General features: G+C 67.2%; 25 protein-coding genes. 8 read left to right on the top strand and 17 right to left on the bottom strand.

From position 1 onward, the window contains the following. The first annotated feature begins 66 nt into the window (after window positions 1-66). Genes ptsP through RRU_RS10210 form a run of 3 tightly spaced genes read left to right on the top strand, consistent with a single transcriptional unit; the run spans window position 67 to window position 5,328 of the window. Complete coding sequence (ptsP, locus tag RRU_RS10220; protein ID WP_011389725.1) at window positions 67-2,574, top strand: phosphoenolpyruvate--protein phosphotransferase; 2,508 nt, start codon at window positions 67-69, stop codon at window positions 2,572-2,574. Then, window positions 2,574-3,557, top strand: a complete 984-nt coding sequence (gene pfkB / locus RRU_RS10215; RefSeq protein ID WP_011389724.1) for a 1-phosphofructokinase — start codon at window positions 2,574-2,576, stop codon at window positions 3,555-3,557. The genes ptsP and pfkB overlap by 1 nt, the downstream gene beginning before the upstream one ends. A 43-nt stretch (window positions 3,558-3,600) precedes the next feature. Next, entirely contained in the window at window positions 3,601-5,328 is a 1,728-nt protein-coding gene (locus RRU_RS10210) for a PTS fructose transporter subunit IIBC (protein WP_011389723.1), read from the top strand. On the opposite strand, the gene RRU_RS10205 is transcribed toward RRU_RS10210, so the two are convergent. The 5 genes from RRU_RS10205 to RRU_RS10185 all read right to left on the bottom strand — a co-directional run bounded on the left by RRU_RS10205 (window position 5,325) and on the right by RRU_RS10185 (window position 10,248). Beyond that, window positions 5,325-6,446 carry an extracellular catalytic domain type 1 short-chain-length polyhydroxyalkanoate depolymerase gene (locus RRU_RS10205; protein ID WP_011389722.1) on the bottom strand — a complete coding sequence of 374 codons (1,122 nt, stop codon included), beginning with the start codon at window positions 6,444-6,446 and terminating at the stop codon, window positions 5,325-5,327. The genes RRU_RS10210 and RRU_RS10205 overlap by 4 nt on opposite strands. Before the next feature lie 87 nt (window positions 6,447-6,533). Further along, window positions 6,534-6,962, bottom strand: a complete 429-nt coding sequence (locus RRU_RS10200; protein WP_011389721.1) for a transcriptional regulator — start codon at window positions 6,960-6,962, stop codon at window positions 6,534-6,536. 59 nt (window positions 6,963-7,021) lie between these two features. After that, complete coding sequence (locus tag RRU_RS10195; protein ID WP_011389720.1) at window positions 7,022-8,413, bottom strand: S8 family serine peptidase; 1,392 nt, start codon at window positions 8,411-8,413, stop codon at window positions 7,022-7,024. 41 nt (window positions 8,414-8,454) lie between these two features. Further along, window positions 8,455-9,918, bottom strand: coding sequence for a coenzyme F390 synthetase (locus RRU_RS10190; protein WP_011389719.1), 1,464 nt, complete (start codon window positions 9,916-9,918; stop codon window positions 8,455-8,457). A gap of 90 nt (window positions 9,919-10,008) precedes the next feature. Next, window positions 10,009-10,248, bottom strand: coding sequence for a hypothetical protein (locus RRU_RS10185; protein ID WP_011389718.1), 240 nt, complete (start codon window positions 10,246-10,248; stop codon window positions 10,009-10,011). 170 nt (window positions 10,249-10,418) lie between these two features. Here RRU_RS10185 and RRU_RS10180 point away from each other — a divergent pair, with 170 nt between their 5' ends. Together RRU_RS10180 and purB are read left to right on the top strand one after the other, a co-directional pair. Beyond that, window positions 10,419-11,432 (top strand): adenylosuccinate synthetase, encoded by a 1,014-nt coding sequence (locus RRU_RS10180; RefSeq protein ID WP_011389717.1) that lies wholly within the window; start codon window positions 10,419-10,421, stop codon window positions 11,430-11,432. Next, a complete protein-coding gene (gene purB / locus RRU_RS10175) occupies window positions 11,429-12,730 on the top strand; it encodes an adenylosuccinate lyase (RefSeq protein WP_011389716.1) in 1,302 nt (433 codons plus the stop codon). Before RRU_RS10180 ends, purB begins: the two co-directional genes overlap by 4 nt. A 12-nt stretch (window positions 12,731-12,742) precedes the next feature. Here purB and RRU_RS10170 read toward each other — a convergent pair whose 3' ends face one another. Both RRU_RS10170 and RRU_RS10165 read right to left on the bottom strand, forming a co-directional pair. Continuing rightward, window positions 12,743-13,099 (bottom strand): transposase, encoded by a 357-nt coding sequence (locus tag RRU_RS10170; protein ID WP_081467696.1) that lies wholly within the window; start codon window positions 13,097-13,099, stop codon window positions 12,743-12,745. Beyond that, window positions 13,099-13,833: a TetR family transcriptional regulator gene (locus RRU_RS10165; RefSeq protein ID WP_414153044.1), complete on the bottom strand. Its 735-nt coding sequence runs from the start codon at window positions 13,831-13,833 to the stop codon at window positions 13,099-13,101. The genes RRU_RS10170 and RRU_RS10165 overlap by 1 nt, the downstream gene beginning before the upstream one ends. Between RRU_RS10165 and RRU_RS10160 the strand changes: the two genes are divergently transcribed. Further along, complete coding sequence (locus RRU_RS10160; protein WP_011389713.1) at window positions 13,832-14,500, top strand: O-methyltransferase; 669 nt, start codon at window positions 13,832-13,834, stop codon at window positions 14,498-14,500. The two genes, RRU_RS10165 and RRU_RS10160, sit on opposite strands and share 2 nt — an antisense overlap. Window positions 14,501-14,571: 71 nt before the next feature. Here RRU_RS10160 and RRU_RS10155 read toward each other — a convergent pair whose 3' ends face one another. From RRU_RS10155 to RRU_RS10120, 8 genes are all read right to left on the bottom strand, one after another. Continuing rightward, entirely contained in the window at window positions 14,572-15,279 is a 708-nt protein-coding gene (locus tag RRU_RS10155) for a 7-carboxy-7-deazaguanine synthase QueE (RefSeq protein ID WP_011389712.1), read from the bottom strand. 2 nt (window positions 15,280-15,281) lie between these two features. Next, window positions 15,282-16,439: an IMP dehydrogenase gene (locus RRU_RS10150; protein WP_011389711.1), complete on the bottom strand. Its 1,158-nt coding sequence runs from the start codon at window positions 16,437-16,439 to the stop codon at window positions 15,282-15,284. A gap of 5 nt (window positions 16,440-16,444) precedes the next feature. Then, window positions 16,445-17,170, bottom strand: a complete 726-nt coding sequence (queC, locus tag RRU_RS10145) for a 7-cyano-7-deazaguanine synthase QueC (RefSeq protein ID WP_011389710.1) — start codon at window positions 17,168-17,170, stop codon at window positions 16,445-16,447. Window positions 17,171-17,204: 34 nt separating this feature from the next. Next, a complete protein-coding gene (locus RRU_RS10140) occupies window positions 17,205-17,891 on the bottom strand; it encodes an HAD family hydrolase (RefSeq protein ID WP_011389709.1) in 687 nt (228 codons plus the stop codon). Continuing rightward, entirely contained in the window at window positions 17,888-18,442 is a 555-nt protein-coding gene (locus RRU_RS10135) for a phosphoribosyltransferase domain-containing protein (RefSeq protein WP_011389708.1), read from the bottom strand. Before RRU_RS10135 ends, RRU_RS10140 begins: the two co-directional genes overlap by 4 nt. 191 nt (window positions 18,443-18,633) lie before the next feature. Continuing rightward, on the bottom strand, window positions 18,634-19,536 hold the full coding sequence (locus RRU_RS10130; protein ID WP_011389707.1) for an efflux RND transporter periplasmic adaptor subunit: 903 nt from the start codon (window positions 19,534-19,536) through the stop codon (window positions 18,634-18,636). Further along, the gene (locus RRU_RS10125; protein ID WP_011389706.1) at window positions 19,533-19,742 is read right to left on the bottom strand and encodes a DUF1656 domain-containing protein; all 210 of its coding nucleotides are present in this window, start codon (window positions 19,740-19,742) and stop codon (window positions 19,533-19,535) included. Before RRU_RS10125 ends, RRU_RS10130 begins: the two co-directional genes overlap by 4 nt. Then, window positions 19,739-21,853 (bottom strand): FUSC family protein, encoded by a 2,115-nt coding sequence (locus tag RRU_RS10120; RefSeq protein ID WP_011389705.1) that lies wholly within the window; start codon window positions 21,851-21,853, stop codon window positions 19,739-19,741. Before RRU_RS10120 ends, RRU_RS10125 begins: the two co-directional genes overlap by 4 nt. 75 nt (window positions 21,854-21,928) lie before the next feature. Between RRU_RS10120 and RRU_RS10115 the strand changes: the two genes are divergently transcribed. Beyond that, window positions 21,929-22,753 (top strand): AraC family transcriptional regulator, encoded by an 825-nt coding sequence (locus RRU_RS10115; protein ID WP_011389704.1) that lies wholly within the window; start codon window positions 21,929-21,931, stop codon window positions 22,751-22,753. 131 nt (window positions 22,754-22,884) lie between these two features. Here RRU_RS10115 and RRU_RS10110 read toward each other — a convergent pair whose 3' ends face one another. Together RRU_RS10110 and RRU_RS10105 are read right to left on the bottom strand one after the other, a co-directional pair. After that, entirely contained in the window at window positions 22,885-23,298 is a 414-nt protein-coding gene (locus RRU_RS10110; protein WP_011389703.1) for a winged helix-turn-helix domain-containing protein, read from the bottom strand. Further along, complete coding sequence (locus RRU_RS10105) at window positions 23,295-24,680, bottom strand: hypothetical protein (protein ID WP_011389702.1); 1,386 nt, start codon at window positions 24,678-24,680, stop codon at window positions 23,295-23,297. Before RRU_RS10105 ends, RRU_RS10110 begins: the two co-directional genes overlap by 4 nt. A gap of 323 nt (window positions 24,681-25,003) precedes the next feature. Between RRU_RS10105 and RRU_RS10100 the strand changes: the two genes are divergently transcribed. Further along, the gene (locus tag RRU_RS10100; RefSeq protein ID WP_011389701.1) at window positions 25,004-26,167 is read left to right on the top strand and encodes an isovaleryl-CoA dehydrogenase; all 1,164 of its coding nucleotides are present in this window, start codon (window positions 25,004-25,006) and stop codon (window positions 26,165-26,167) included. The last annotated feature ends 30 nt before the right edge of the window (window positions 26,168-26,197 follow it).

Here is a 26,197-nt window from a genome sequence, read left to right as displayed (position 1 = left end):
CCAAGGGCCGCATCCCAGGTCTGGCAACGGGACCGGCGGCAAGCCGGACCAGGGAGGAGTGCGCTTATGGGGTCCGTCGATACGGTAGGGGCCTTGCCCCGCGATCTCGTGCGTTTGGCGGTCAGCCCGCGCGACAAGGCCGATGCCATCGCCCAGGCGGCGCAGATGCTGGTGGCGGCGGGCTGCGTTGAAGCGGGCTATGCCCAAAGCATGATCCGCCGCGAGGGGGTGGCCAACACCTTCCTGGGTCACGGCGTCGCCATTCCCCACGGCATGGCCGAAGACCGCGCCCTGGTGCGCGCCAATGGCATCGCCGTGCTTCAGGTCCCCGATGGCGTGGAATGGAACCCCGGCCAGTCGGCCCGGCTGGTCGTCGCCATCGCCGCCCAATCCGATACCCATATCGCCATCTTGCGCCGCCTGACCCGCCTGCTTCAGGACGAGGACCGCCTGGGCGGCCTGTTCGTGACCAGCGATCCCGGCGACGTGATCACCGCCCTGACCACCGACCCCGAGGTTAACGCCCCGGCTGTTCCGGTTAGCGATCTGGCGAAGCGCTTCGAATGGGTGCTCGATTATCCCAACGGCCTGCATGCCCGGCCGGCGGCGCGCTGGGTCGATACGGCCAAGGGCTATGCGGCGCGCTGTCAGATCCGCCACGGCGACGAGGTGGCCGATGTCAAGAATCTGGTGGCCCTGCTGCGCCTTGGCCTGACCCAGGGCGAGCGGATTTCGGTTTCGGCCGAGGGGCCCGATGCCGATCAGGCGCTGTCCCGGCTCAAGGCGACCATGCTCGATCTTTCCGTTCAGGAACGCGCCGATGCCGCCCTGGCGGCGCGCCGCGCCAAGCAGCCGGTGATCGGCTGGCACCCGCCGGGCGCGCCGATGGCCTTGGCCGGGATCGCCGCCGCGCCCGGGCTGGCGATCGGCCGCCTTCACGTGCTGGCCGCCGCCGACCGCAGCGTTCCCGACCACCCGGTGCCGTTGAGCGAGGGCGGCAATATCCTGCACGAGGCGCTGAGCGCCACCCGCCTGCAGCTCAAGGCCCTGGCCGATGACACGGCGCGTCGGCTTGGTCCCTCGGAAGCCGGCATCTTCAAGGCCCAGGGCGAATTGCTCAATGATACGGATCTGATCACCCTGACCTGCCAGTTGATGGTGGAAGGCCATGGCGTGGCTTGGTCGTGGGATCAGGCGATCGAACGCATGGCCGGCAAGCTGGCGGCTTTGGGCAATGCCCTGCTGGTCGCCCGCGCCGCCGATCTGCGCGATGTCGGCCGGCGGGTTCTGGGCCAGCTTGATCCCGGCCTAGGCGGCGCGTCGTTGCACGACTTGCCCGACGAGCCCTGCATTCTGATCGCGGGCGATCTAGCGCCTTCGGAAACCGCCGGCCTTGATCCGTCCCGCGTCGTCGGGCTGGCCACCGCCCAGGGCGGGCCGACCGCCCATACCGCCATTCTCGCCCGGACCATGGGGCTGCCGGCGATGGTCGCCGCCGGTCCCGGACTGCTGGCCCTGGAAAGCGGCACTTTGGCCATCCTTGATGGCTATGGCGGGCGGCTTTACCCCGATCCCTCGCCCGAGGCGCTGTCTTCGGCCCGCGCCTTCATCGCCGAACAGGGCCTGCGCCGGGCGCGTGAGGAGGAGCGGCGCAGCCTGCCCGCCAGCACCCGCGACGGCCACCGGGTCGAGATCGCCGCCAATGTCAATTTCGCCGATCAGGCCGCCTTCGCCCTGTCGCAAGGCGCCGAGGGCGTCGGGCTGATGCGCACGGAATTCCTGTTCCTGGAACGCGGCGATACCCCCGACGAAGAGGCGCAACTGGCGGCCTATACGGCCATGCAAGACGCGCTGAACGGCCGGCCGCTGATCGTGCGGGCGCTCGATATCGGCGGTGACAAGCAGGTGGCCCACCTGGATCTGCCGCGCGAGGACAATCCCTTCCTGGGCGTGCGCGGCGCCCGCCTGTTGCTGCGCCGCCCCGATCTGCTCGATCCGCAACTGCGCGCCCTCTATCGGGCGGCCAAGAGCGGCAAGCCCTTGTCGATCATGTTCCCGATGATCACCTCGGTTCCCGAGATCATCGCCCTGCGCGGCATCTGCGAGCGCATCCGCGCCGAGGTCGAGGGACCGGAGGTGGCTTTGGGCATCATGGTCGAGGTTCCCGCCGCCGCCCTGGCCGCCGATGTGCTGGCCCGCCACGCCGATTTCTTCTCGATCGGCACCAATGACTTGACCCAATACACCCTGGCCATCGACCGCCAGAACCCCGAACTGGCGGCCGAGGCCGATAGCCTGCATCCGGCCGTGCTGCGCTTGATCCGCATGACCGTTGATGGCGCGGCCGCCCATGGGCGGTGGGTCGGCATCTGCGGCGGCATCGCTGGCGATCCCTTTGGCGCCGCCCTGCTGACCGGGCTGGGGGTGCAGGAATTGTCGATGACGCCGCGCGATATCCCGGCGGTCAAGGAACGCCTGCGCGATTGCGACGCCACGGCCTTGCGCGCCCTGGCCGAACGCGCCCTGACCTGCGAGACCGCGACCGATGTGCGCGCCCTGGAGGCCGACTTGTGATGAGCAGCGATCCCTCCGCCTTGCCCTCCGCCTTGATTGTCCGCACCCTGACCCTTAACCCCGCCATCGATCAGACCATCACCCTTGAGGCCCTGACCCCGGGAACCGTCCACCGCGCTCGCGCCACCCGCTCGGACGCCGGCGGCAAGGGGATCAACGTCGCCGCCTGTCTGGCCGATTGGGGCGAGAGCGTCGCCGTCTATGGCGTTCTGGGGCGGGATAATTCCGGCCCCTTCGACGCCCTGTTCGCCGCCAAGGGCATGATCGACCGCTTCGTGCGCATCCCCGGCGAGACCCGCACCAACATCAAGCTGGTCAGCAGCGGCGGCGGGCCGACCACCGATATCAATCTGCCGGGGTTGGAAATCGATCGCCCCTGCCTTGAGCGGGTGGCGACGGCCTTATTGGCCGATCTGGCGCCGGGCACGCCGGTGGTGCTGTCGGGTAGCCTGCCGCGCGGGCTTGATGACAAGACCTATGTCGGACTGGTCGGGGCTTTGCGCGAACGCGGCGCGAAAGTGGTGCTTGATGTCAGCGGCTGGCCCCTGACCCGCGCCCTGGAAGCTCCGGCCGATCACCTGCCCCATTGCGTCAAGCCCAACCGCCACGAGCTGGAATCCTGGGCCGGCCGCGCCTTGCCGACGCTGGCCGATGTTCAAGAGGCCGCCCATGGCTTGCGCGGGAAGGGGGTTGCCCGGGTGGTGGTGTCGCTGGGCTCGGATGGGGCGTTGTTTGTCTCCGACGAGGGGGCCCTGCACGCCAAATTGCCGGCGATGACGGCGCTGAGCACGGTCGGGGCCGGCGACGCCATGGTCGCCGGTCTGGTCGCGGCGCTGCGCCAGGACCTGGGTCTTGAAGACACCGCCCGGCTGGCGACGGCCTTCGCCGCGGCCAAGCTTCGCCATGTCGGCGCCCAATTACCCGGACGCGACGTCGTTCTCGCCCTGGCCGGGCAAACCCATATCGCGCGTCTTCAAGCCTAACGCGTTGCCAACGCGGGCGCAGACCCGCCGGGGAGGAGATATCATGAGCCAGTTTATCGCGGTCGTCGGCGGGGGCGAGCGGAGCACCCAGGCGCTGCTGGTCGCCGAGGCCCTGCGCCGGGCCGCCAGCGGGGCGGGGCACCGCATCGATATCGAGGTGCGCAGCGATCAGGGCGTGGTCAACGCCTTGAGCGACGACGCCATCGTGCGCGCCAGGGCGGTGATCCTGATCGGCACCGGCGATCTGGATGTCGGGCGCTTTCCCGGGTTGCCCAAGCTTGAAACCACCATCGAGGCGGTGCTGGCCGATGTGGGGGCGGTTCTCGGGCGGGCCGAGGGGGCCGAATTGGCCGGAAGCGTCGCCGCCACTGACGACGGGGTGCGGCGCATCGTCGCCATCACCTCCTGCCCGACCGGCATCGCCCATACCTTCATGGCCGCCGAGGGCATCACCCAGGCGGCCAAGGCTTTGGGCTATCAGGCCAGGGTCGAGACCCAGGGCTCGGTGGGATCGCGCGACACCTTAAGCGACGACGAGATCGCCCAGGCCGATATCGTGCTGATCGCCGCCGATACCCAGATCGATCTGGCGCGCTTCGACGGCAAGCGGGTGTTCCTGTCGGGCACCAAGCCGGCGATCGCCGATGGCAAGGCGCTGATCGCCCGCGCCCTGGCCGAGGCGACGCTGCAAGGCGGCAAGAAATCCCTGGTCGATACGGTGGAGGCGGGCAAGGCCCAGCGCTCGGCCCAGCGCACGGGGGCCTATAAGCACCTGATGACCGGCGTGTCCTTCATGCTGCCCTTCGTCGTCGCCGGCGGGTTGCTGATCGCCCTGGCCTTCGCCTTGGGCGGCATCAACGCCTTTGACGAGGCCAATAAGGGAACGCTGGCCTATGACCTGTTCCAGATCGGCGCCAAAAGCGCCTTCGTGCTGATGGTTCCGGCCCTGGCCGGCTATATCGCCTTTTCCATCGCCGACCGGCCGGGCATCGCCCCGGGCATGATCGGCGGTCTGGTCGCGGCCAATCTGGGGGCGGGTTTCCTGGGCGGCATCATCGCCGGCTTCATCGCCGGCTATGTCACGGCTTGGTTCAATCGCACCATCCGGCTGCACCGCAATCTTGAAGGGTTGAAGCCGGTCCTGATCCTGCCCGTGCTGGGCACCGTCGTGACCGGCTTGCTGATGATCTATGTCGTCGGCACGCCGGTGGCCGGGCTGTTGTCGTGGTTGACCGAGGCCTTGCGCGGCATGCAGGGCAGCAGCGCCATCGTGCTCGGGCTGTTGATCGGGGCGATGATGGCCTTCGATATGGGCGGCCCGGTCAATAAGGCGGCCTATGCCTTTTCCACCGGCCTGCTGGCCAGCGAGGTCTATACGCCGATGGCGGCGGCCATGGTGGCGGGGATGACCCCGGCCCTGGGCGTGGCCCTGGCCAGCCGGCTGTTTCGCAGCCGCTTCACCGCCAGCGAACGCGAGGCCGGCGGGGCGGCGGCGGTGCTGGGGCTGGCCTTCATCACCGAAGGCGCCATTCCCTTCGCTGCCTCCGATCCCTTCCGCGTCATTCCGGCGCTGATGGCCGGATCGGCGGCGGCCGGGGCGATCTCGATGACGGTGGGAGCGGAGCTGAAAGTCCCCCACGGCGGCATTTTCGTGCTGCCGATCCCCAATGCCGTCACCCATTTGCTGGGCTATATCGTCGCCCTGGTCGTTGGCACCCTGATCACCGCCCTGGTGCTGCGGATCACCAAACGCCCGGTGGCTGTTCTTTAGCAGGGGGCTTTGGCGCCCAGTCCAGGATGGCACTGCGCCAGGAAGAAGCGGAGCATTTCAGCGCTGGCGTCGGGCCCCCGGGGGTCGGTGAACGATCCCGCCGGCTGACCGCCCGACCAGGCGTGGCCACCGCCCTGGATCGTCCATTGCTCGCACAGCACCGTGCCGTCGGCGGCGCTGTGAAGGGTGCGGCGATAGCCATGGCCGCCCGGCGCCCGACCCGTCTGGCTGGTTTCGCGCAGGCCGCTGCGGTCGGCGGTGAATTGCGACACCAGGGAATCGCCGTTGCCCGGATGAACGGTGGTATCGCGATCGCCGTGGAAAACGATCGCCGGGATCGCCGAGGGGGCGGGGCGGACGGTGGCGCCGCCCTGGCGCATGGCGGCGAAGGCTGAGGCCATGTCGCGCGCCGCGCCGCAGGCCAGACCAGAATGCACGCCGACGGCGGCGAAAAGATCGGGGTAGGTGACGGCCAGGATCGCCGCCGCCGCGCCGCCCGCCGATAAGCCCGCCACATAAACCCGCGCCGGATCGACCCGGCGCTCGCCGATGATCGCCCGGGTCAGCTCGGCCAGCAGGGCGGCCTCGCCCTGGCCGCGATGCTGGTTCTCGTCATTGAACCAGTTCCAGCATTTCGACGGATTGGCCGAGGCCGGCTGACGCGGATAGGCGACCAGACAGCCCGCCTCCTCGGCCAGCTTGTTCATGCCGGTGCCGGCGGCGAAATCATCGGGGTCCTGGGTGCAGCCGTGCAGCATGAGGATCAGCGGCAGGGAGCTGTCCCCGGAGCCGGGCGGCACGAACAGCTTGTAATCACGCGTGCCGGCCGGGCCGCGATGGGTCAGCGCCAGGAAGGCGCCGCGACCGGCCGGCGGCGCCTGGGGACGGGGGGCGCCACCGGGGCGGGGCGTGATCTCGATCGCCTCGCCGTCGATGGTTGGCGGCGTCAGGGGGGACGGCTCGAAGGGTGGCGTGGCCTCGGGCTGACCCCGGCCAAGCAGGCGGCCGATCAGCGCCGTGGCCTCGCCCAGCCGACCGCTGCGGGTCAGGCGGGTCGCTTCGGTCAGATCGGGCAGGGGGATAGGGGGCAGGGAACCGTGGGCGAAGGGGTTTTTCATGGGCGTGAAGTCCTGGGGCGGGGACTTTCCCGAGGATCGGGAAGCCATGGGTCAACGGAGAAAGGCGCGAAGGGGGGCAAAAGGCGATCAGGCGCTACGGTCGGCCAAGGCGGCCTTGACCTCGGGACTTGCCTGCAAGGCGCCAAGAACGGTGAGGCTGGCGATGGTGGCGCGCGCCAAGTCGGGCGTGACATCGCGGGCGATGCTGGCCAGCCCCAGCACCCGGATGTGGATCATCCGCCCCTCGGCCTGGATCGCTTCCAGATCGGCGCGCGAGAAATGGCGCAGGCCCAGATCGACATCGCCGCGCTCGACGGTGCGGCGCACGACATCGGCATGGCGGTCGATCTGGTTACGGATGGCGGTGCGGATCAGATCGGTGCGGTTGGAATAAAACCCTTCACGCACTAGCAAGTCGATCTGTCCGAGATCGACGGGGCCGAGATTGATGGTGATCTTCTCGCTGTCGCTCAGCTTGGGCCGCGCCTCATGAATCGATACGACTTTGTTTTCCATCCCACCACCATCCTTGAACCATCCATTTGGATGGTAGATGAGGAGGTGGCGCCTGGAGATCAAGGGGGGATCGTATCGATGACCGAGGGAAGCGCCTCAAAGGCGGCCTGGGCGTCGACCAGACCATAGCCGGTCGCCACATTGGGTTGGCCCGGTCCGGCGGGGTTGCCCTGGGCCGAGGCGCCGTGGTGAACGGCGCGCGCCGTTTTGGCCAGAAGCGCCCGCGCCCGTTCCTGGGACAAGCCGGGAGCGCGGGCGCGCAGCAGGGCGAGGAGGCCCGAGACCTGGGCCGAAGCCGCCGAGGTGCCGCTGATCACCACCCAACCGTCGGTCGGCGGCGTATCGTCGCCCTCGGGATAGGGCTGTTGGGCGAAGGCGCGGTCGATCTGTCCGCCCGGTTGGGTCGGCATCGCCAGATAGACCCCCATCGGCGCCATGCCGACCAGGGCGCAGAAATCGGGCAGCCGACGGCCGGGGAACAGTTTGCTGAGATAGCCGCTGGCGTAGCTCGCCGCCTGTCGCGCGCCGTCTTCCCCCTGGAAGACGCCGCCGATGGCCAGAACCTCGGGCCGCTGCGACGGATACAGCAGACCGCCGTTGCCACCGGCGAAAACCACCAGGATCCCCCGGGCGATGGCGTCTTCCAAGGTGGCGGCGATCAGGTCTTCGGCCGCTCCCAGCCGTCCCTCGGCCAAGCTGTAGCCCCAGGTATTCTGGACGATGTCGGGCGATAGGCTCAGCGCCAGTTTGAAGGCGACGAAAACCTCGTCGTCGCCGTTCTGTTTGACCAGGGTGACCTGGGCGCCCGGGGCCAGCGACAACAAGGCGGCGCAGACCATGGTGCCATGGCCGATTTCGTCGCAAGCCGGCGCCCGGGCCCCGGGGGCGAGCAACACGCGAACGCCAAGATCGCGACTGCCGAACCAGGGATGGGCGTAAAAGCCGCTATCGACCACCGCCACCCGCACCCCCCGGCCGGTCTCCCCGCGCTGGTGAAGGTCTCGGGCGCCGAGCAGGGCGCTCAGATCCTCGGGTGCCTGTAAATGGAAATAGGGTACGTCCGGGGGCAGCGGCGACAGCGGCGGGCGCGGCGCGTGGATCGGCCGGCCGGGCAGCGGCGGCTGGGCGGCGCAGGGCGGAATGCGCACAAAGCCGCTGACCCCCTCGGCAAGCGCGGGCAAGGCCACGCGCATTAGCGTCGGATCAGGGCCATCCGAGCACAGCCAGGGTTGATCCTGGGCAAGGTCATAGCGCTTGCGCACCACGGCATCGGCCTGGATCAGGCGGTCGGGCCCCAGGCGATCGGCCAAGGCTTTGGAGCAGCGCAGGCTGATCGAGACCGCCCCGGGCAACAAGACTTCGGCGCCAAGGGCGCAGAGCAGGGCGCAGGCGCGGCCGACACCCTGTCCGGGCTGGGCGAGAACGGCTTCAAAAAGCAGGGATGGGGCCATCGCAGCGTCTCCCGAGGGCGGGCGGACGGGCCGCCCGGCGGTCAGATCTTGATGACGATCGGCGAGCGAAGCTGGCCCGGCGCCTTGTAATCGATGCGCAAGCGGACCCGCCCCTCGTCCAGGCGTATTGCCAGGGTGGTATCGGGGGTGGCGCGCAGCCGCTCCACGATCGTCCGCTCGATCTCGGCCAGCCGGGCCCGCCGGGTGGCCGGGGCGTAGCGCAGTTCGATGTCCAAAACGATGGTCAGCCCGCCATCCTCGTCGGTTTGGCTGCTAACAGCGATCAGCGGCAGCGAGCCGACGCTGCGGTCGTGAACCACCCGGACATTGGAGAACCAATCGTAGACGTTGATATCGGGAATATCGCTGAGGATGTCGTTGAGAACGGCCGAAAACACCAGCCACGACGGGGCGGCGGCGAAGGGATCGCGCAGGCAGTTCTTTTGCTTGCCAAGGAAGTCGAACTGCGGCCGGCCGAGGGGCGGGGTGATCCAACGCACCAGATCGCCGGTCAGATAGCGGATCAAGGGCTGCATCTGCACGAAGGGATGGAGGTTGGTGATCGCCAGACGGCCGATCCCGCTAGCGATTGCCGTGTCGTCGTCAGGGGCCAGGGCTTCCATGATCAGGAAGGGATCGACGACGAAGCGGTCGCGATCGTAAAGCCGCGAGGCGCCGCCAACGGTTTCGGTCAGGGTGAAGCGGTTGTTGACCGGGCATTTCCAGCTTTCGCGCAAAAACCCCATCCACTGCGGCGCCATGTATCCCCCGGTCACGCTGACGGCGCCGAAGCCGTAACTGGCGGGATCGACGCCGCATTCCTGAAGCCAACTGGTAAACAGCAACACATGGTGACCAAGCCCCGACAGGAAGCGGATGCGGCTGTCATGGCCGGGCAGGGCATAGGGGGTGTCGATCAGCCGGCGGGCGTCAAGGATCAGCGTGTCATCGGTCACTCCGCCGACGAAGCCCATGCCCAGCCCGGGCATCGGCAGCGGCACGCCGTGGTAATTGTTGGGGAAGGACAGCGAGAGCGGCAGGCTGGGCAGCATGCGGCGTAGCGGCTCGAACATCGCGTTGAAATAATCGGCGATGAACCGGCATTCCTCGAAGGATTTATAGACGTCGAGCGGCGTGCCGGTGGTGCCCGAGGTATGGCAGATCGAGCGCAAGGTGACGTCTGTGGCGAGGATTTCGCCGTGATGGGCCACCACCTGGGCGCGATCAATCGCCGGCAGGCCATCCAAAAACGGCGCGCCCCCGGTCCCCTGCGGGCGCCAGTGGTGATAGGCCGGGTCGCGGCGATAGAACGCCGTGTTGGTTCGCGCATGCTCAAGGGTGCGCGCCAGAAGATGGGCCTGAAGGCCATGGCGCAGGGTGTCGGCCTCTGGCGTCGGCGGTTCGGCCAGCCGGAACAACTCGGCCAGATCGGCGGCGGGGAGGGGGGCGCCGGCCGCCAGGCGGTGAGCAAGCTCGGTGGAAAACGACGGGGCGAGACAGGTCACGGCGCGGCTCCGTCCGGCGGGGGAAAGGGCGCTGGGGGGGCGGGGGCCACGGCCAAGCGCGGCCCCCGGGGAGGACGGTGGGGGCGGGGCTTAGCGGAAACGGGCGCTTTCCCCGGTGGCTTCGCCGGCGCTTTCGCCAACCGCTTCGGACGCGGCTTCCGACGAGGCTTCGGCCGCCGCTTCGGACGTGGCTTCCGAGGCGGCTTCGCCGGCCACTTCAGCGCTGACCTCCGAGGTCAATTGTCCGGCCAATTCGACGGCCTTGGCCTCGTCCAGCCCGTCGATCGCGCCCTGCAGATGGGTCTTCACGAAGCTCACGATATCACTCATCGACTGTCTCCTTGTCCTGATCGGGGGAAGCGGGAAAGAACACGTCTGGGTCGCAAAAAGAGATTTTTTATCGGTTGAATCCACAAGACTGTCAACGTATAAAGTGTGAACAACGATAATTATCGCTATGCGTGTATTATCGATCGGGGCGGGTCATCGGGAGAAATGGGATGGTGGGGTGCTGCACCGTGGTGGCCGGCGGCCAGTGGGGGGACGAGGCCAAGGGCAAGATTTCCGCCTATCTCAGCCTGACCGACGGCATCGACGTGGCGGCGCGCGCCGGTCTGGGGCCCGGGGCCGGCCATACGGTGGTTTCGGCCGGAACCACCTTGAAATTGCGCCAGCTTCCCGCCGCCGTCGTCCGCCCGCAAACCACCTTGCTGTTGGGGGCCGGGGTGATGGTCAATCCGGCGGTTTTCCTGGCCGAGGTCGCCGATCTGGGGGCGGGGCGACGGGTTGGACTCGATCCCCGGGCCAGCATCATCGACGAGGCCCATCGCCGGACCGACCGCGAGGATCCCCATCTGACCACCACCATCGGGTCGACCGGCAGCGGCCATGGCCCCTGTCTGGCCGATCGCGCCCTACGCCGGGGGCGGCTGGCCGGCGAGGTGGCCGCTCTCGCCCCCTATCTGGCCGATGTCGCCGAACTGCTCAATCAGGCCCTTGATGACGGGCGCAAGGTGCTGATCGAAGGCACCAACGGTTTTTTGCTGTCGGTGCTTTACGGCACCTATCCGCATACGGTGGGCAAGGATTCGACGGCGGCGACCATCGCCGCCGATGTCGGCCTGGGGCCAACCCGCATCAATAGGGTGGTTCTGGCCTTCAAGGCCTTTCCCACCCGGGTCGGCGGCGGACCCTTTCCCACCGAATTGCCCCGCGCCGAGATCGAGGCGCGCGGCTTCCTTGAACAGGGCACGGTGACCGGCCGGCCGCGCCGGGTTGGCACCTTCGATTTCGCCGCCGCGGGGCGCGCCGCCCGCATCAACGCCCCGACCGATATCGCCCTGACCTTCCTTGATCGCATCGATCCCGAGTGTCGCGGCCGGCCGTTTGATCGCCTGAGCCGCGCCGCCCGCGCCTTCATCGACCAGGTCGAAGACGCCTGCCGCGCCCCGGTGACGCTGATCGGCACCGGTCCCGATACCTTCGATATCCTGGACCGGCGGGGCGAACGGTGATCGGGCGCTATCGCCGGGCCGAGATGGCCGCTGTTTGGGAGCGCGAAAGCCGCTATTGGCTGTGGCTGGAGATCGAAACCGCCGTGCTGGACGCCCAGGCGGCCCTGGGCGTGGTGCCGGCCGAGGCCGCCCTGGCCGTCCGCCGCGCCCGCATCGACAGCGCGGCGATCGACCGGCTGGAAGCCACCCTGCGCCACGAGGTGATCGCCTTCCTGACCCATATCGCCGACCAGATGGGCGAGGAGGGGCGCTATCTCCATTACGGCCTGACCTCGTCGGATATCCTTGATACGGCGCTAGCCTTGCAACTAACCCGGGCCGGCGCGATCCTTGAGGACGGGTTGGCGCGGATGATCGCCGCCCTGGAGGACCAGGTCCGCCGCCACCGCCGCACGCCCTGCCTGGGGCGGACCCATGGCATGGCCGCCGAGCCCACCACCTTCGGCTTGAAACTGGCTGGCCATCTTGCCGAATTCCAGCGGGCGCGGACGCGGCTGGCCTGGGCCTTGCGGGAAATCGCCGTATGCAAGATCGCCGGCGCCGTCGGCACTTATGCCACCGTCGATCCGAAGGTCGAGGCGCAAGTCGCCGCGCAGTTCGGGCTGGCGGTGGAAACGGCGGCCACCCAGGTGGTGCCGCGCGATCGCCACGCGGTTTTCTTCGCCGTCCTTGCCGTCATCGCCGGCGCCGTCGAGCGGCTGGCCACCGAGATCCGTAATCTGCAGCGCATCGAGATCGGCGAGGTCGAGGAGCCCTTTCCCAGCGGCCAGAAGGGATCCTCGGCCATGCCCCATAAGCGCAATCCGCTGTTTTGCGAAACACTCTGCGGCTTGGCCCGCGTGGTGCGCGCCGGCGTCGTCCCGGCGCTTGAAAACATGGTGCTGTGGCATGAGCGCGATATGAGCCATTCCTCGGTCGAACGGGTGGTGGCGCCCGATACCACCCTTGTCCTTGATTACGCCCTGCACAGTCTGGCCGCGATCGTGGAGGGCCTGACCGTCCATCCCGAGCGCATGGCCGAGAATCTGGCGCGCTATGGCCAAAGCTGCTGGTCGCAAAAGGCCCTGCTCGTTTTGGTGGGCGCCGGCATGAGCCGCGAGGCCGCCTATCGGTTGGTCCAGGGCCACGCCCTGGCGGCGGCGACGGGCGGCGCCTCGTTCCTGGAGCGGCTGCTTGCCGATCCCGAGCTGCCCCAGGCGATAACCCCCGACACCCTGGCCGGGCTTGATGACCCGCTGGCCTTCCTCGATCACGCCGCTATCGCCATCGACCGCGCCCTGGGGGGAGAGGAAGGTTAGGCCGTGGACTCATTACGGCTGACACCAAATCCGCGGGGCGACGAGTTTAATGGCTGCAAGGACATTGAGCGGGTCTTTGTCGTAACGAGTGGCAATACCCCGGAACTGTTTCTCTGCGGCCAGGGCGCGAATGGCGTTGCTGTCATAACCCTTGTCGGCGAGGTAGCAGGTGGTCGGCGGGCCGTAGCGCTCGGGGATCTCCGCCCACGGCGATCCGGTGCGAAAGCGCCACAGAATTCCATTGAGGACCCGCCGGTCATCGATGCGCGGACCCCCGCGCGGCTTGTTCGGCAGCAAAGGCTCGATCACAGACCATTCGTATTCCGTATAGAGGCGCGAAGGGGCCGCTCTGTTCCCTGTGGGACAGATCAGCCTTTGTCGCGACCGTTCAGGAGTCCCAGATAGGCGCAGAACATGTCAGCCAGCGCATCGGCGTAAGCGGAGATTTCGGCGGGGGTGCGGGGCGCGCTCGAAAACTGCTTTCCCACGGAGGCCAGCGTCATGGTGATCAGATCGCCAGCCAAAGCCCGCGTGGACTCGGCGGCCTCCGGCAGCGCCTCGCGGAGAAACGTCTGGACCATGCGCTGTGCCGCCTCACGCGTTTGCCGCGCTTCGGGCGCATCACGATAAAGGGGGGCGGCATCGCTGAGCGCAAGGCGCGTCGCTGCCTCCTCACATTCCGAACGAATGAAAGCGTGAACCAGGGTACGCAGTCGCTCGGGCGGCGGTTTCTCCGCATTCCCCAGAGTGGTGTGCAGCATCTCGGATGTCTGCCGCCATTCGTCGCTCTGAAGGCGGAAGAGGATCGCCGCCTTGTTAGGGAAATACTGATAGAGCGATCCGACGCTGACTCCCGCTTTCTCGGCCACCCGGGCGGTGGTGAAACGATGAGCGCCGTCCCTGGTCAAAACCTGAGCCGCCGCCTCCAGGATGGCGGCAACCAGATCGTTTGAGCGGGCCTGACGGGGCTGTTTTCGCTGAGTAATCAGAGGTTTTCGATGATCGGTCATGGGGGTTGGCCAATGCGAATCGGAAACATGACGATTTAGTCGTATTTTTGATCCGGCGCAAGGATGCGTCGACCCTGGATCGGAGATCGACATGAACAATACCCTGACCACCCTCCCGCTTGCCCCTCTGTTGGAGCGCTTGTTCGAAGATGCGGCAGCGACGTCGCCGCTCGCCGATCCGGCTCTGGCAAACGTTTCCGCCGAAGAACTGGCGCGATTAATGCGAAGCAGGACCGACTATGCCGACTTCTACTCCCGGCTGAAGAATGCCCCCCTCGCCGTGTCGAAAGAGACCGGTCGGTTGCTGTACATCCTGGCGCGAAGCTGCGGGGCACGCAGCATCGTCGAGTTCGGCACCTCATTCGGCCTGTCGACCATGCATCTGGCCGCAGCGTTGCGTGACAATGGCGGCGGTCATCTGATCACCACTGAGTTTGAACCCTCCAAGGCGGCGCGGGCACAGGATAATCTGATCGCGGGCGGAGTGGCCGATCTGGTCGAGATCCGCGAAGGTGATGCGCTACGGACCCTGGCCGAGGGTCTGCCCGAGCGCATCGACCTGTTGTTTCTGGATGGTGCCAAAGCCCTCTATCCCGACATCCTGCGCTTGGTGGGAGGCCGTCTGCGGCCGGGGGCGATTATTGTCGCCGATAACGCCGATCACAGCCCAGACTATCTCTCCCTCGTGCGTGCTCCCGACCAGGGCTATGTGTCCACATCGATCGGAGCAGAAATCGAACTGTCTCAGCGGATCGGTTGAAACTGAATACCGTGCGATGACGGCACTGCGCGATCCCGCGCGATCGTGTCCCCGTCCGCCGGACGGAACACCTAGGCGATCTTCAGGATTTTGTGGACCTGGACGCATAGGCGATAGCCAAAGCGCAGGGCCGAGGCCGCCGCTTCGGCCAAGTTATCGTCTTCGCCCCGGCCGGGCCGCGCGGGTGTTCCATGGTCGTCGCGCGGCATGACGAACACCGGTACCCCGGGGGGCGGGCGGAACAGGCGTTCGGCCCGCCCGGGGTGCTGGGTGGACAGGGCGGGCAAGCCATCGGTGGGATCGGTTTCACCGGCGGCGATCACATATTTGAAGGCGTCGATCCTGGGCACCAACTGGGGATCGAGGGTGCGGGTCTTCGGACTGCAAACGATGCTGAGGCCGGGGCCGAAGGGCAGGTCGCGCCATAGCGTGCCATTGGTCTCGATCTGCACGCGCAGGCCCCGAGCCAGCAGGGCGCGGACCAGCGGGCCGACCTCCTGGCGCAGCGGCTCGCCGCCGGTCAGCACCACCAGATCACAAACCCGGGGACGGCGGCTGTCGATCACGGCCAGAAGCTCGGGCAAGGGTGGTTTCCAGGCCGAGGATTCGAAATCCGTGTCACACCACGCGCAGCGCAGATTGCAGCCGGCGGTGCGGACGAAGACGCTGGGTTGGCCGGAAAACGGCCCTTCGCCCTGCAAGGTGTAGAAAACTTCCTGGATCCACAGGCTTTCACCATCGCCGGGGTCGGGGCCGCGCGCAGGGTTCCGGCCGAACATGCTCAGGCCTCCTCCTCGACGAACAGCCTCGCGTAATCGGGGGGCGGGGCGGGGGCGCGGTCCAGGGCATGGGGGCGGCTTTCCGCCCGCCCGGCTTCGCTGACGCGGATGAAGCGGGCCTTGTCCTGAAGTTCGGCGATGCTCAGGGCGCCGCCATAGCTGACGCCCGAGCGTATCCCCCCGGCAAGCTGACCGATCAGCCGGGCCAGCGGACCCGAGGCCTCGAAGGTCGATTCCACCCCTTCGGCGACATAGGCGTCGAGATCCTCGGCGTTGATCTTCTCGCCGCGCAGGCGTTTGCGGGTCAGTCCGACGCCGAGGGTGACGAAGCCGGTGGTCGCCTTGCAGCGCCGCCCCTGGTGGTCGATGAAGACGGCGGCGCTTTCATCGGTTCCGGCCAGCAGGCTGCCCAGCATCACCGAGGCGGCGCCGACGGCCAGGGCCTTGACGATATCGCCCGAGAAGCGGATGCCGCCATCGGCGATCACCGGCACGTTCCGGGCGCGGGCGACGCCGACGCAATCGGCGATCGCCGTCATCTGCGGCACCCCGGCCCCGGCCACCCGCCGGGTGGTGCAGATGCCGCCCGGACCGATGCCGACCTTGATGGCATCGGCCCCGGCGGCGATCAGATCGGCCGTGCCCTCGGCGGTGGCAACATTGCCGCCGATGACATCAATTTGCGGATGGCGGCTTTTCAGCGCGGCGATGGTATCGAGGGCGTAATCGGCATGGCCATGGGCGATATCGACGACCAGGGCGTCGCAGCCCGCCGCCACCAAGCGGTCGGCGCGCTCCAGATCCTCGGGCTTGGCGCCGACGGCGGCGGCGGCGATTAGGGCGCCCCCGTCATCGACGGTTGCCCGCGCCGCGTCTTCGCCATCGACGGGCGCCGCCTTGACCAGGGCGACCTGACGTTCCTGATCCTCGATGGCGCACATGCGGTGAAGAACGCCCAGCCCGCCCAAGCGGCCCAGGGCGATCGCCATCGGCGCTTGCGTGCACCACGGCACATTGGCCGAGACCAGCGGCAAGGCCAAGGCGATGCGCCGGGAGAAGCGGCTGGCAAGGGTGATATCGGCGCGGCTGCGCGCCCGGGTCCGCCCGGGAACCAGCAGCACGTCGTCGAAGCTGAGGCCGCTGCGCAATCCCTCGATCATCGCGCTCACCCCGCCGCCCGTGACCGCGCCCCGACATAGCGCACCGGATCCTCCAGGCCGTTCTCGGCGAAGCCCTTCAAGCGCAGCAGGCAGGAATCACAGGTGCCGCAGGCCTCACCCTCGGCCGAGGGGTCGTAACAGCTGTGGGTGAGCGCGTAATCGACCCCCAGATCAAGGCCGCGCCGGATGATCTGGCCTTTGGTCAGGGCGATCAACGGCGTGTGGATCGTCAGAACCCCCGTTCCCTCGACGCCGCGTTTGGTCGCCAGATTGGCCATGGTCTGGAAGGCGCTGATATATTCGGGCCGGCAATCGGGATAGCCGCTGTAATCGAGGGCATTGACGCCGATGAACACGTCGTTGGCCTCCAGCACCTCGGCCCAGGCGAGGGCGAAGGACAAGAACACGGTGTTGCGGGCGGGCACATAGGTGACGGGGATGCCCGCGCCCATGGTTTCCAGCGACCGCTGCTTGGGAACGCCGATGCTGTCGGTCAGGGCCGAGCCGCCGAACTGGCGGAGATCGATGGTGGCGATGACATGGCGCTCCACCGCGAAGGCCTGGGTGACCCGGCGGGCGGCCTCGAGTTCCACGGCATGGCGCTGGCCGTAGCTGAAGCTAAGCGCGTTGACCGTGAAGCCCTCGGCCTGGGCGATGGCCAGGGTGGTGGTGGAATCAAGGCCACCGCTGACCAAGACGATGGCGCGGCGCTGCGTTGGGGAGTGGGGCATGGGGGGACTCCTTGGCGACAGAGAACGGAGGGAATTACGGAGCGTGGGAGGCGAGGGGGGAGGGCGGATAAAGCCGGGCGAGCAATTGGGTCAGGCTGTCGGCGACAAGGTCGGGGGCGGGAAGGATGATATCGGCGAAACGGGCGCCGTTGCCGGTGCGCACCATCGCCGTTCGCATTCCCAGGCGGGCGCCGGCCAGGATGTCATCGGGGGAATCGCCGACCATCAGGCAGTGTTCGGGATCGACGCCAAGGTGGGCGACGGCGCGCTCGACGAGCATCTGCTTGACCGGTACCGGCGAGGTGCTGGCGGGCAGATCGCCCAGGTCATCGGCCGTCCAGACGGCGCAAAAGGCGTCAAGCACGCCTTCACGGGCGAGCAAGGCGCGGGTGGCCGCGCTTCCCACCCAGGCGCTGACCAGGATAAGGCGCAGGCCATCGGCCCGGGCCCGGCGCAATCCCTGGGCGACGCCGGGGAAAAGCAGGCCGTGATCCATGTGGCGGCGCGGAATGTCATCGACGATGTCTAGGACCCGCTGGGTGCCGATCCACAGCTCGCCGGCGATGATCCGCTCCCAGGTTTCATAGCGCAGCAGGTCGGCCGCGCTTGGCGCCTCAAGGCCGGCGCGCTGATAAAGGCCGTTCATGAAGGCGAGGTACATGGCGCTGAAGTCGAGCGTCGTCCCGTCGCGATCAAGGATCATCGCCGCCAGCCCGTTCATCGTCCCGCCTCCCCCGAGCCGTCAAGCGTGGCGGCGACCACCGGCAGGCCCCTCTCGGCCGAGGGCGGTTCCCAGGGGAACAGCACCCAGTCATCGACGGTGATCGCCCAATGGTCGGGCGGTTCGGCGCAGGCGCGGTTGCGCGCCAGAACGGCGCTGATGATCCGTCGCGGCCGGACCGGGGCGAGGGCGGCGGCGACGGCGCGCAGGGTGCCGCCATCGCCGGCGATATCGTCGCAGACCACCACCACCTGGTCGGCATACAGCTCAAGGCCGGGGGCGACCCAGGCGATAGCGGGAGCCCCCCGGTGGGCGAACGGTCCGGCGGTCTGGTTGCGGATCACCGAAACGATGCCAAACCGCGGGGCGGCGAAGCGGTTGGCCAGGGCGGTGGCCAGCACCAGCCCGCCGCGCGCGATGCCCAGGATGGCGTCGGGCGTGGTCCCGGTCCGCCGCAGATCGGCTTCGAGACCGTCGATCCCGGCGCCGATTTGATCCCATCCCAAGGCGATCAACCGCCGCCGCGCCCATAACTCGCGATCGCCTGCCATATCGCCTCCCTTGCCGGACGATCTTCGCCCTAAAGAGCAATCTAAGATACGTAAATTTACCTAAGACAACCAATCAGGGAATACAATGGGAGGTGGCTTTTTTTAACAAAAATCGGCATGGGCGTTTTCCCGAGGCTTTGGCGTCGGGTCGGTCGCGAGCGGGGGGACGCAGAGGAAGGGACGCGCGTTTTTCAGCGCCGGTTCCCCACGGCCGGCTCGCCGGCCGCCGGGATGATCTCGATGGTCGCCGTCATGCCTGCCGCCAGTGCGACATCAAGAGGCACCTGATCGACGTGGATGCGGACCGGGATGCGCTGGGCGAGACGCACCCAGGAAAAGGTCGCCGCCACAGTGGGCAGGCCGAGAGGGCCGGGCGCGTCGTTGCCGTTCTCGATACCGTGACCGATGCTTTCGACATGGCCCGACACCGGCCGATCAAAGCCCATCAGCCTGATCCGCGCCGGACTGCCGACGCGGATTTGTCCGATCTTGGTCTCCTCAAAATAGCCGGTGATCCAGAATCGGGCGGCGTCGAGGACGGCGACCGTCGTCACGCCGGCTGTCGTGTAGTCGCCGGGCCGCAGCCGCAGATTGATCACATAGCCATCGACCGGCGAGCGCACGGTCGCGCGGGCGAGGTCGAGTTTGGCCAGATCGAGGGTGGCCAGCGCGGCCTGATAGGCGGCGCTGGCCACCGCCGCCGCTCCGCCCGCTTGCTGGACGGCTTCTTGTGATACAACATCGCGGAGTTGACCGTGCCGCCGCGCCGTCGCTTGACGAACGAGCATATCCTGGCGCTTTGCTTCGAGGTCGGCCTCCGCCACCGCCACCGCGAGCCGCAGCCGCTCGGGGTCGATCCCATAGAGAATGTCCCCGCGATGGACATATTGATTATCCCGAATGGGTACGGCGCTGACGGTGCCGGAGACTTCCGGGGCGATCCGCACGACATCGGCGCTCACCCGCCCGTCGCGTGTCCAGGGAGTCCGCTCGGAGCGGCTCCAGGCTTCCCACGCGATGAGGGTGGCGCCGGCGACGAGGCAAAGCGTCAGGGCATAGCGGCCGAGCAGGGAGAGAACAGGCTTCAAGGTCATAGTCCGATCGATGACAACTGCCGCACGAGCAGAGCGTAAATGAGGGCGAAGGTGGCGATCTCGACGAGCGGCCGCGACACGAAGAGGCGGGTAAGGCCGGCGACGGAGAGGAGGCGGATCACCGCGATGGTGGCGACGAGGGCGATGAGCGCGAGCCCCAGCAGCCCGGGAACAAGGACGCCGCCAAGAGTGAGATCAACGATCATGGGGTGGGAGTCCCGTCCGCCGTGTTGCTAGATCCGAGCGCGAATCGCAGGTCGAGGAGCAGATCGAGCACCCGCAAGCGGGTCTTGATCGCGCTGCCCGCGACCCTCGTCGTCACCGTGTCGATGCGCCGATCAAACTCGAGGGGATCGACCGGTCCCCTCGGGGCTTTGGCGCTGAAGCCTGCGGCGATCGCGCAAAGAAGGTCGTTCACTTCGTTGCCCACTTCGCCCTTGAGCTGCGGGATCGTCTTGCGCAGCTGACCAACGGCGTGCCCGAGGCGCAGATGGCGCAGCGTATCGTCGAGGAGGTCCCAATGGGTGTTCCGGGAGGCGCGCACTCTGGGCAGGAGCAGCGCCGTCCGATCGATCATCAGGCTCGTCCAGTGCGCTTCGTTGGGCGCCCCCCCGAGCGCCCGTCGGCTGACGTCCCTCCGACTTAAGTGAAGCAGCCGGGTGATCGCCGCATCGACTGGTATGGTCTGGAACAGGGACATGCTCACCATGCCGAATCCGATCGCCATAAAGACGGCGATGACGGTGTTGAGGGAGGCGGCGAAGTCGCCGGCATAGGCGGTGCCCAGGCCCGAGAGGATCGGAATGGTGAGGGTGATGCCAAGCGCCAGGAAGGTCGTTGGGGGACGGGCTTGCAGAGAGCCCGCGAACAGGAACGCCGGGGCGAGCACCGCGACAAGAACGGCGAAGTCCGTGACTTGGGGAAGGATGACGAAGTTGTAGGCGAGGCTGATCGCCACCCCATAGATCAAGCCGACCATATACTTGAGGACGTTGGGGACTGGCGCGTCGACATTGCCAAACAGGGTGCAGCATACGCCGAAAATCGAGACGGCCGTTCCGCCCTCCGGCCAGGCCGACCAGATCCAGAAGGCGCAACCGATCAGGATGCCAACGATGGCGCCCAAGGCGGCCCGGCCGGCCATCCAGGGATCACGATGATAGACATAGCCCTTCGCCCGCCGGGGCCCGTGGAGCGAGGCCCTCTCGCGCGGGCGGTCGGCGGTCGCGATGGTCTGCCCAAGCCGATCGCAGTCCCGAAGCAGACCGATCATCTCGGCCAGATGACCGGCGAGATTGGCGGCGAGCCTGTCGCCAGGCATCGCGGCGTCCGCGCCGAGGCGTTTCTGGATCAAGCGGGCGCGGGCGATCAGAGCGATCGCGCCGCCTTCCCGTTCGCCCAGATCGACAGAGGCGATCCAGGTTCCGACGGCGCCGAGCAGGTCGATCAGATCCTCGGGCGCCTGATAGCCCCCGGCGCCGAGACAGTGAATCCGCTCCTCGATCTCGGTTGCGAGCGGAAGGAGCCGGGCAAGCCGGTCATGGATCAGGCGCCGCTTCTCGCGACGCGGCGACGCTGTGGCCGCGTCATAGGGCAGATGCGTCGCAAGACCCTGCAGCGCGAGCAGGTCCACCGCGAGTTGGGTGCGGTCGTGACGGTTTTCCCCGCGCGTTCCGTTCAGCGCGTCCCCCGCCAGCCACCGGGCGTAGCGCAATGTTGCCGACAGCTTGCCGGTGAACTGGCCGGTCATGGGCTTTGGCAGGACGTAACGATGCGCCAGAACGGCGCAAAGAATGCCGATCGAGATCTCCTGGACCCGCGCCGAGGCCGTATCGAAGACCGCGCCTGGATCAAGAACGCTGGGGAACCCGATCAGGCTCGCCGTGTAACCGGCAAGAACGAAGGCATAGGCCCTTGGCGTGCGATCAAGCAGCGAGAAAAACAGGCAAAGACCGATCCAGCAGGCGAGAGCCGCGCTGCAGGCGATCGGATCGTTCACGACATTCGGAACGATTGCCACCGTCGCCACGGCACCGGCAATCGTCCCGGCCAAGCGATAGACCCCGCGGCTGAGCGACGCGCCGGCCGAGGTCTGCGAGACGATATAGACGGTGACGATGGCCCAGAACGGCTTGGGAAGGCCGATACGCAGCGCGATGTAGTAGGCCAGCATCGCCGCGGCGAAACTCTTCACCGAGAAGAGCGCCGCATCCGCGTCCGCCTTGGTGGCGGGGGCTCGTAAGAAATGCCAAACCGCGCCGGCTCTGGCGGTGTCGGTTCGCTCTGGGGATCTGTTGGCAGGAGGTGAGATGCTCATGCGAGCTATTATCACCGTCTTGCAAAAGTAGATAAATTCGGTATTCTGTCAAAAAATATCTAAAAGCTGCCAAACATGGTCCTCTCACGATCCGCCGTCGCTGTTTTCGACCCCGATCTCACGGATCGGCCGGCGGTCGCCCGTCAGCTCGACTTCGCCGACCACCAAGCGGAAGTGCCGATGCATGAGCATCGCAAAGGCCAGTTGATCCTCGCGCTGCATGGGGCGGTCACCTGCACGGCGGACAACGAGATCTGGATCGTGCCGCCCAACTGCGCAGTCTGGATACCGGGCGGGGTACCCCATAGCGCCCGGGCGACGGCGAATGCCCGGCTTACCTATCTCTTTGTGGAGCCGGGGGCGGCGAAGCTACCCGAGGAGTGTTGTACCCTGTCGATCTCGCCCATGATCCGGGAAATGGTCGACCGGTTGGCGCGCGAGCCTGCCGACTATCCTTCGCATGGCCATGCGGCCCGGCTGGCGAGGGTGGCTCTTGATGAACTGGTGGACATGCCGCGCGAGCGCTTCAACTTGCCTATCTCCGGCAATGCGAAGATCCGCGCGATAGCCGACGCTCTGACGGTCGACCCGTCCGACCGCAGCACCTTGGCCGAATGGGCCAAGCGCGTGGCGATGAGCGAGAGGTCGCTGGCCCGTTTGATGATCCGGGAGACGGGCTTGACCTTCGGACGCTGGCGGCAGCAATTGCACCTTGTCGTTGCGCTTCGCCAACTGGCCGGTGGGGCGTCGGTGCACACCGTTGCCGCCGAGCTGGGCTACGAGTCGGTCAACGCCTTCATCACGATGTTCAAGAAGGCGCTGGGGAGTACGCCCGCGCAGTATTTCGTAGAGCGCAGGGCGCTACCGCCTTCGATCCTAAAAGAAGGACGGCATGAGTGATGGTTTTGCGCCTCTCGCTCGATCGTCCCCGAGGGTCCGTTTCGCCGGCCTGATCACCGGGGTTAGCCAAAGCCCGATCCTGGAGGGCGAGACCGATCAGGTCCCGCGTGGCGTAAGCCACGCCCGACCCGTCAGGCGGACTCGTCGCCTGACGGGGGCTCGGCGGCGGGGGGCGGGGCGGGTTCCTCGGCCACCAGCGACTGGATCAGGGCGATTTCATCGGCGCCGGCCTGGGCGGCCAGCTGTTCAAGCCGGCGATAGGCGGCGAGAACCGTCGCCCCAGTCGGGGTCAGCCGGGCGCCGCCGCCGCCGGCGCCGCCAAAGGCGGTGCTGACCAAGGGATCGCGGAAGGCGCGGTTCAACTCGTCGATCAGCATCCAGGCCTTGCGATAGGAAAGCCCGGTGCGCCGGGCGGCGGCCGAGATCGAGCCGGTGTCTTCCAGGGCGTCGAGCAAATCGGCCTTGCCCGGTCCCATGGCGGCGAAGTTGCAAAGCTTCAGGCGCAGGCGCAGGCGCTCGCCGGTCTTGACCGGGGAGAGGGTCACGCGAAAACGCCCCTCAGCGAGCGATCGAGAAGTTCGGTGGTCGACAAGATCTTTTCGACCTCCTCGCCCTTGACCGAGCCGCGTTGTTTCATCACCAGAAAATCCTGAACCAATCCGGCCATCGCCTTGGCCCCCTTGGGGGTCTGGAAGGGGCCCTCGAAGAAGAGCCGGCCGAAGCCCTTCTTGTTCCACAAGCCATCAAGCAGGCGCAAGACCTCGCCGAACGACGGATTGGCATTGGGATCGGCGTCGACATCGCCGCGCACCCGGGGATTGGTGGTGGTCAGCCGCAGGGCCTTGATGGTGTCGGTGGTCAGATAGTCGAGATAGCGCTCGGCGAATTGCCCCAGTTGTTCGACGCGGTCGGCGCGGTCGCCGCCGGCAAGCAGGCGGGTGGCGGCGGCCAGCCGGCCGATGGCGTCGAGCAACTCGGGCGGGCGTTCCAGCAAGCCTTCGAAATGCTTGCCCATGACATGGCGGATCACCGCGATATCGGTTTCATAGCGCCGGCCCTTCAGGCGTTCCTTGCCTTGCTGGATGCGGGCGGCATTCACCCGCTCGGTGATATCGCGGGTGTCCCACTGGCCGATCACCCGGATGCTTTGCGGATTGGTCACCGCAATGACATAGGGGCCGAGGTCGCGGTACTGCTCGACCACCTGGAAGGTTTCCGACAGGGCGCGCACATGGTCGGCTTCCCAGCGGGTGATTTCCAGGAAGTCGCGGCCCATGGCCTGACGCAGGGCATGGAGGGCATGGGGCGACAGGGTGGCGATCGCCGAAAGCTGCTCCAGCTCCAGGCCAAACAGCGTGCTTTCGAAACGGTGACCGAAGGCCTCGCGCAATTCCTCCAGACGCAACGAATCCATTTCCGCCAGAATGCGCAGCTTGGGCAGATCCGCCAGGCCGCGCAGCGCCCCTTCGATCTTCTGAAAGACGCCTTCGTTATCGGCGAAAATGGTGCGCGCCGTCGCCGTCACCAGTTCCTTTTCTACCTGGGCCATGGTCAGGCGACTACAGGCCGTCACCTCGCCGCGACCGCCATGGGGGATGGGCTGGTTCTTGAGATCGAGGACGACGATCAGGCCGGCCTGCCAAGCCGCCTGAAAGATCGCCCAGCCGCGTTCGACCAATTGGGGATCGGCCAAGGCCTCGGCGGCGCTCGCCTCCTGAAGCTTGCGCGCTTCGGCGGGCATGGTGCTGGCTTCAAGCAGGCGCAGCCGGGGTAGCAGGCGGCGCAAGGCGCGGTTCAACCGTCGCCGGCCATCGCCCGGAATCATCCCCGACAGCCGCCGCCCGCCGGGGCGCAGCGGCAAGGGCAGCGAGGCCACGACATCGCCGTCACCCAGAATGGCGCCGATAACTGTGCGGTAAAGGTCCATGGAGTCCTAAGTCTTGGTGTCGTCCTCCCGTCTTATACCCCAATTGGGCCAGATTGGCACGCTCCGCCATCACCGGCCGCCAAGCCTTGGGCAAGCCTTGGGGGGGGAAGGGCGGGGGACGAAAAGGAATTTGACGTTTACGTAAACGGAAGATAGCCTGAGTCCCGTTACAAGGGAGGAGCGGACAAGCGGGCCTTGCGCACAACCCGCGCCAAAGCGGGGGCCATGCCGGCTTGTCCCTTTCCGGGGTCTTCGGGGTGCCAGGGTTTTTGGCCGATCGAGGGGCCGGAAGGTCGTCAACCGTCCGGGGAGGGCGCGAAGCCATGGAGTATCCGTCGCTGAGCTTTGATCTGGGCGAAACCGCCCTGATGCTGCGCGCCTCGGTGCGCGCTTTCGCCCGGGCGGAAATCGCCCCGCGCGCCGCCGAGATCGATCGCGCCAACGCCTTTCCCGCCGACCTCTGGCCCAAGATGGGCGCCTTGGGGGTGCTTGGGCTGACCGTCGAGGAAAGCGACGGCGGGGCGGGGATGGGATACCTTGACCATTGCCTGGCGATGGAGGAGATCAGCCGGGCCTCGGCCAGTGTCGGCCTGAGCTATGGCGCCCATTCCAATCTCTGCGTCAACCAACTGCGCCTGAATGGTAGCGCCGAGCAGAAGCGACGCTATCTGCCCGGATTGATCGCTGGCACCCATGTCGGCGCCCTGGCGATGAGCGAGACGGGGGCGGGATCGGATGTGGTGTCGATGCGCACCCGGGCCGAGCGCCGGGGCGACACCTTCGTGCTCAACGGCTCGAAGATGTGGATCACCAATGGCCCCGACGCCGATGTCCTGGTGGTCTACGCCAAAAGCGACCCGGATCTGAAATCGCGCGGCATCACCGCCTTTATCGTTGAAAAGGGCTGGAAAGGTTTCACCACCGGGCCCAAGCTCGACAAATTGGGCATGCGCGGCTCTAACACCGGCGAATTGGTCTTCGAGGACTGCGAGGTTCCGGCCGAGAACGTGCTGGGCGGTGTCGGCGAGGGCGTAAAGGTGCTGATGAGCGGCCTGGATTACGAGCGGCTGGTGCTGGCCGGCGGGCCGCTTGGCATCATGGAGGCCTGTCTCGACGCCGTGCTGCCCTATGTCCACGAACGCCAGCAATTCGGCCGGGCGATCGGCTCGTTCCAGCTTATGCAGGGCAAGCTCGCCGATATGTATACGACGCTCTGCGCCTGCAAAGCCTATGTCTATGCCGTGGCCCAGGCCTGTGATCGCGGCAAGGCTACCAGCAAGGACGCCGCCGGGGCGATTTTGTTCGCCGCCGAGAAAGCCACCTGGATGGCCCTGGAAGCCATTCAGTGTCTGGGGGGAAATGGGTATATCAACGACTATCCCACCGGACGGCTGTTGCGCGATGCCAAGCTCTATGAGATCGGCGCCGGCACCAGCGAAATCAGGCGGATGCTGATCGGCCGCGCGCTGTTTGGCGAAACCGCCTGAACCCGTCCGACCCGCCCCATTTTCCAGGAG

The organism is Rhodospirillum rubrum ATCC 11170 (assembly GCF_000013085.1).
GTDB classification, from domain to species: domain Bacteria; phylum Pseudomonadota; class Alphaproteobacteria; order Rhodospirillales; family Rhodospirillaceae; genus Rhodospirillum; species Rhodospirillum rubrum.
The sequence above is the reverse complement of the archived record's forward strand: the minus strand, read 5'-3'. Positions and strand labels throughout refer to the sequence as shown.

Coding starts and splice junctions, on each gene's coding strand:
- ptsP (WP_011389725.1), top strand. CDS start 67: ATGGGGTCCGTCGATACGGTAGGGGCCTTGCCCCGCGATCTCGTGCGT.
- RRU_RS10100 (WP_011389701.1), top strand. CDS start 25,004: ATGGAGTATCCGTCGCTGAGCTTTGATCTGGGCGAAACCGCCCTGATG.
- RRU_RS10140 (WP_011389709.1), bottom strand. CDS start 17,891: ATGAACGGGCTGGCGGCGATGATCCTTGATCGCGACGGGACGACGCTC.
- RRU_RS10125 (WP_011389706.1), bottom strand. CDS start 19,742: ATGATCGTTGATCTCACTCTTGGCGGCGTCCTTGTTCCCGGGCTGCTG.
- RRU_RS10120 (WP_011389705.1), bottom strand. CDS start 21,853: ATGAGCATCTCACCTCCTGCCAACAGATCCCCAGAGCGAACCGACACC.
- RRU_RS10155 (WP_011389712.1), bottom strand. CDS start 15,279: ATGTTCGGCCGGAACCCTGCGCGCGGCCCCGACCCCGGCGATGGTGAA.
- pfkB (WP_011389724.1), top strand. CDS start 2,574: ATGAGCAGCGATCCCTCCGCCTTGCCCTCCGCCTTGATTGTCCGCACC.
- RRU_RS10105 (WP_011389702.1), bottom strand. CDS start 24,680: ATGGACCTTTACCGCACAGTTATCGGCGCCATTCTGGGTGACGGCGAT.
- RRU_RS10165 (WP_414153044.1), bottom strand. CDS start 13,833: ATGTCGATCTCCGATCCAGGGTCGACGCATCCTTGCGCCGGATCAAAA.
- RRU_RS10150 (WP_011389711.1), bottom strand. CDS start 16,439: ATGATCGAGGGATTGCGCAGCGGCCTCAGCTTCGACGACGTGCTGCTG.
- RRU_RS10180 (WP_011389717.1), top strand. CDS start 10,419: ATGGTGGGGTGCTGCACCGTGGTGGCCGGCGGCCAGTGGGGGGACGAG.
- queC (WP_011389710.1), bottom strand. CDS start 17,170: ATGCCCCACTCCCCAACGCAGCGCCGCGCCATCGTCTTGGTCAGCGGT.
- RRU_RS10115 (WP_011389704.1), top strand. CDS start 21,929: ATGGTCCTCTCACGATCCGCCGTCGCTGTTTTCGACCCCGATCTCACG.
- RRU_RS10160 (WP_011389713.1), top strand. CDS start 13,832: ATGAACAATACCCTGACCACCCTCCCGCTTGCCCCTCTGTTGGAGCGC.
- RRU_RS10185 (WP_011389718.1), bottom strand. CDS start 10,248: ATGAGTGATATCGTGAGCTTCGTGAAGACCCATCTGCAGGGCGCGATC.
- RRU_RS10200 (WP_011389721.1), bottom strand. CDS start 6,962: ATGGAAAACAAAGTCGTATCGATTCATGAGGCGCGGCCCAAGCTGAGC.
- RRU_RS10135 (WP_011389708.1), bottom strand. CDS start 18,442: ATGGCAGGCGATCGCGAGTTATGGGCGCGGCGGCGGTTGATCGCCTTG.
- RRU_RS10205 (WP_011389722.1), bottom strand. CDS start 6,446: ATGAAAAACCCCTTCGCCCACGGTTCCCTGCCCCCTATCCCCCTGCCC.
- RRU_RS10195 (WP_011389720.1), bottom strand. CDS start 8,413: ATGGCCCCATCCCTGCTTTTTGAAGCCGTTCTCGCCCAGCCCGGACAG.
- RRU_RS10130 (WP_011389707.1), bottom strand. CDS start 19,536: ATGACCTTGAAGCCTGTTCTCTCCCTGCTCGGCCGCTATGCCCTGACG.
- RRU_RS10210 (WP_011389723.1), top strand. CDS start 3,601: ATGAGCCAGTTTATCGCGGTCGTCGGCGGGGGCGAGCGGAGCACCCAG.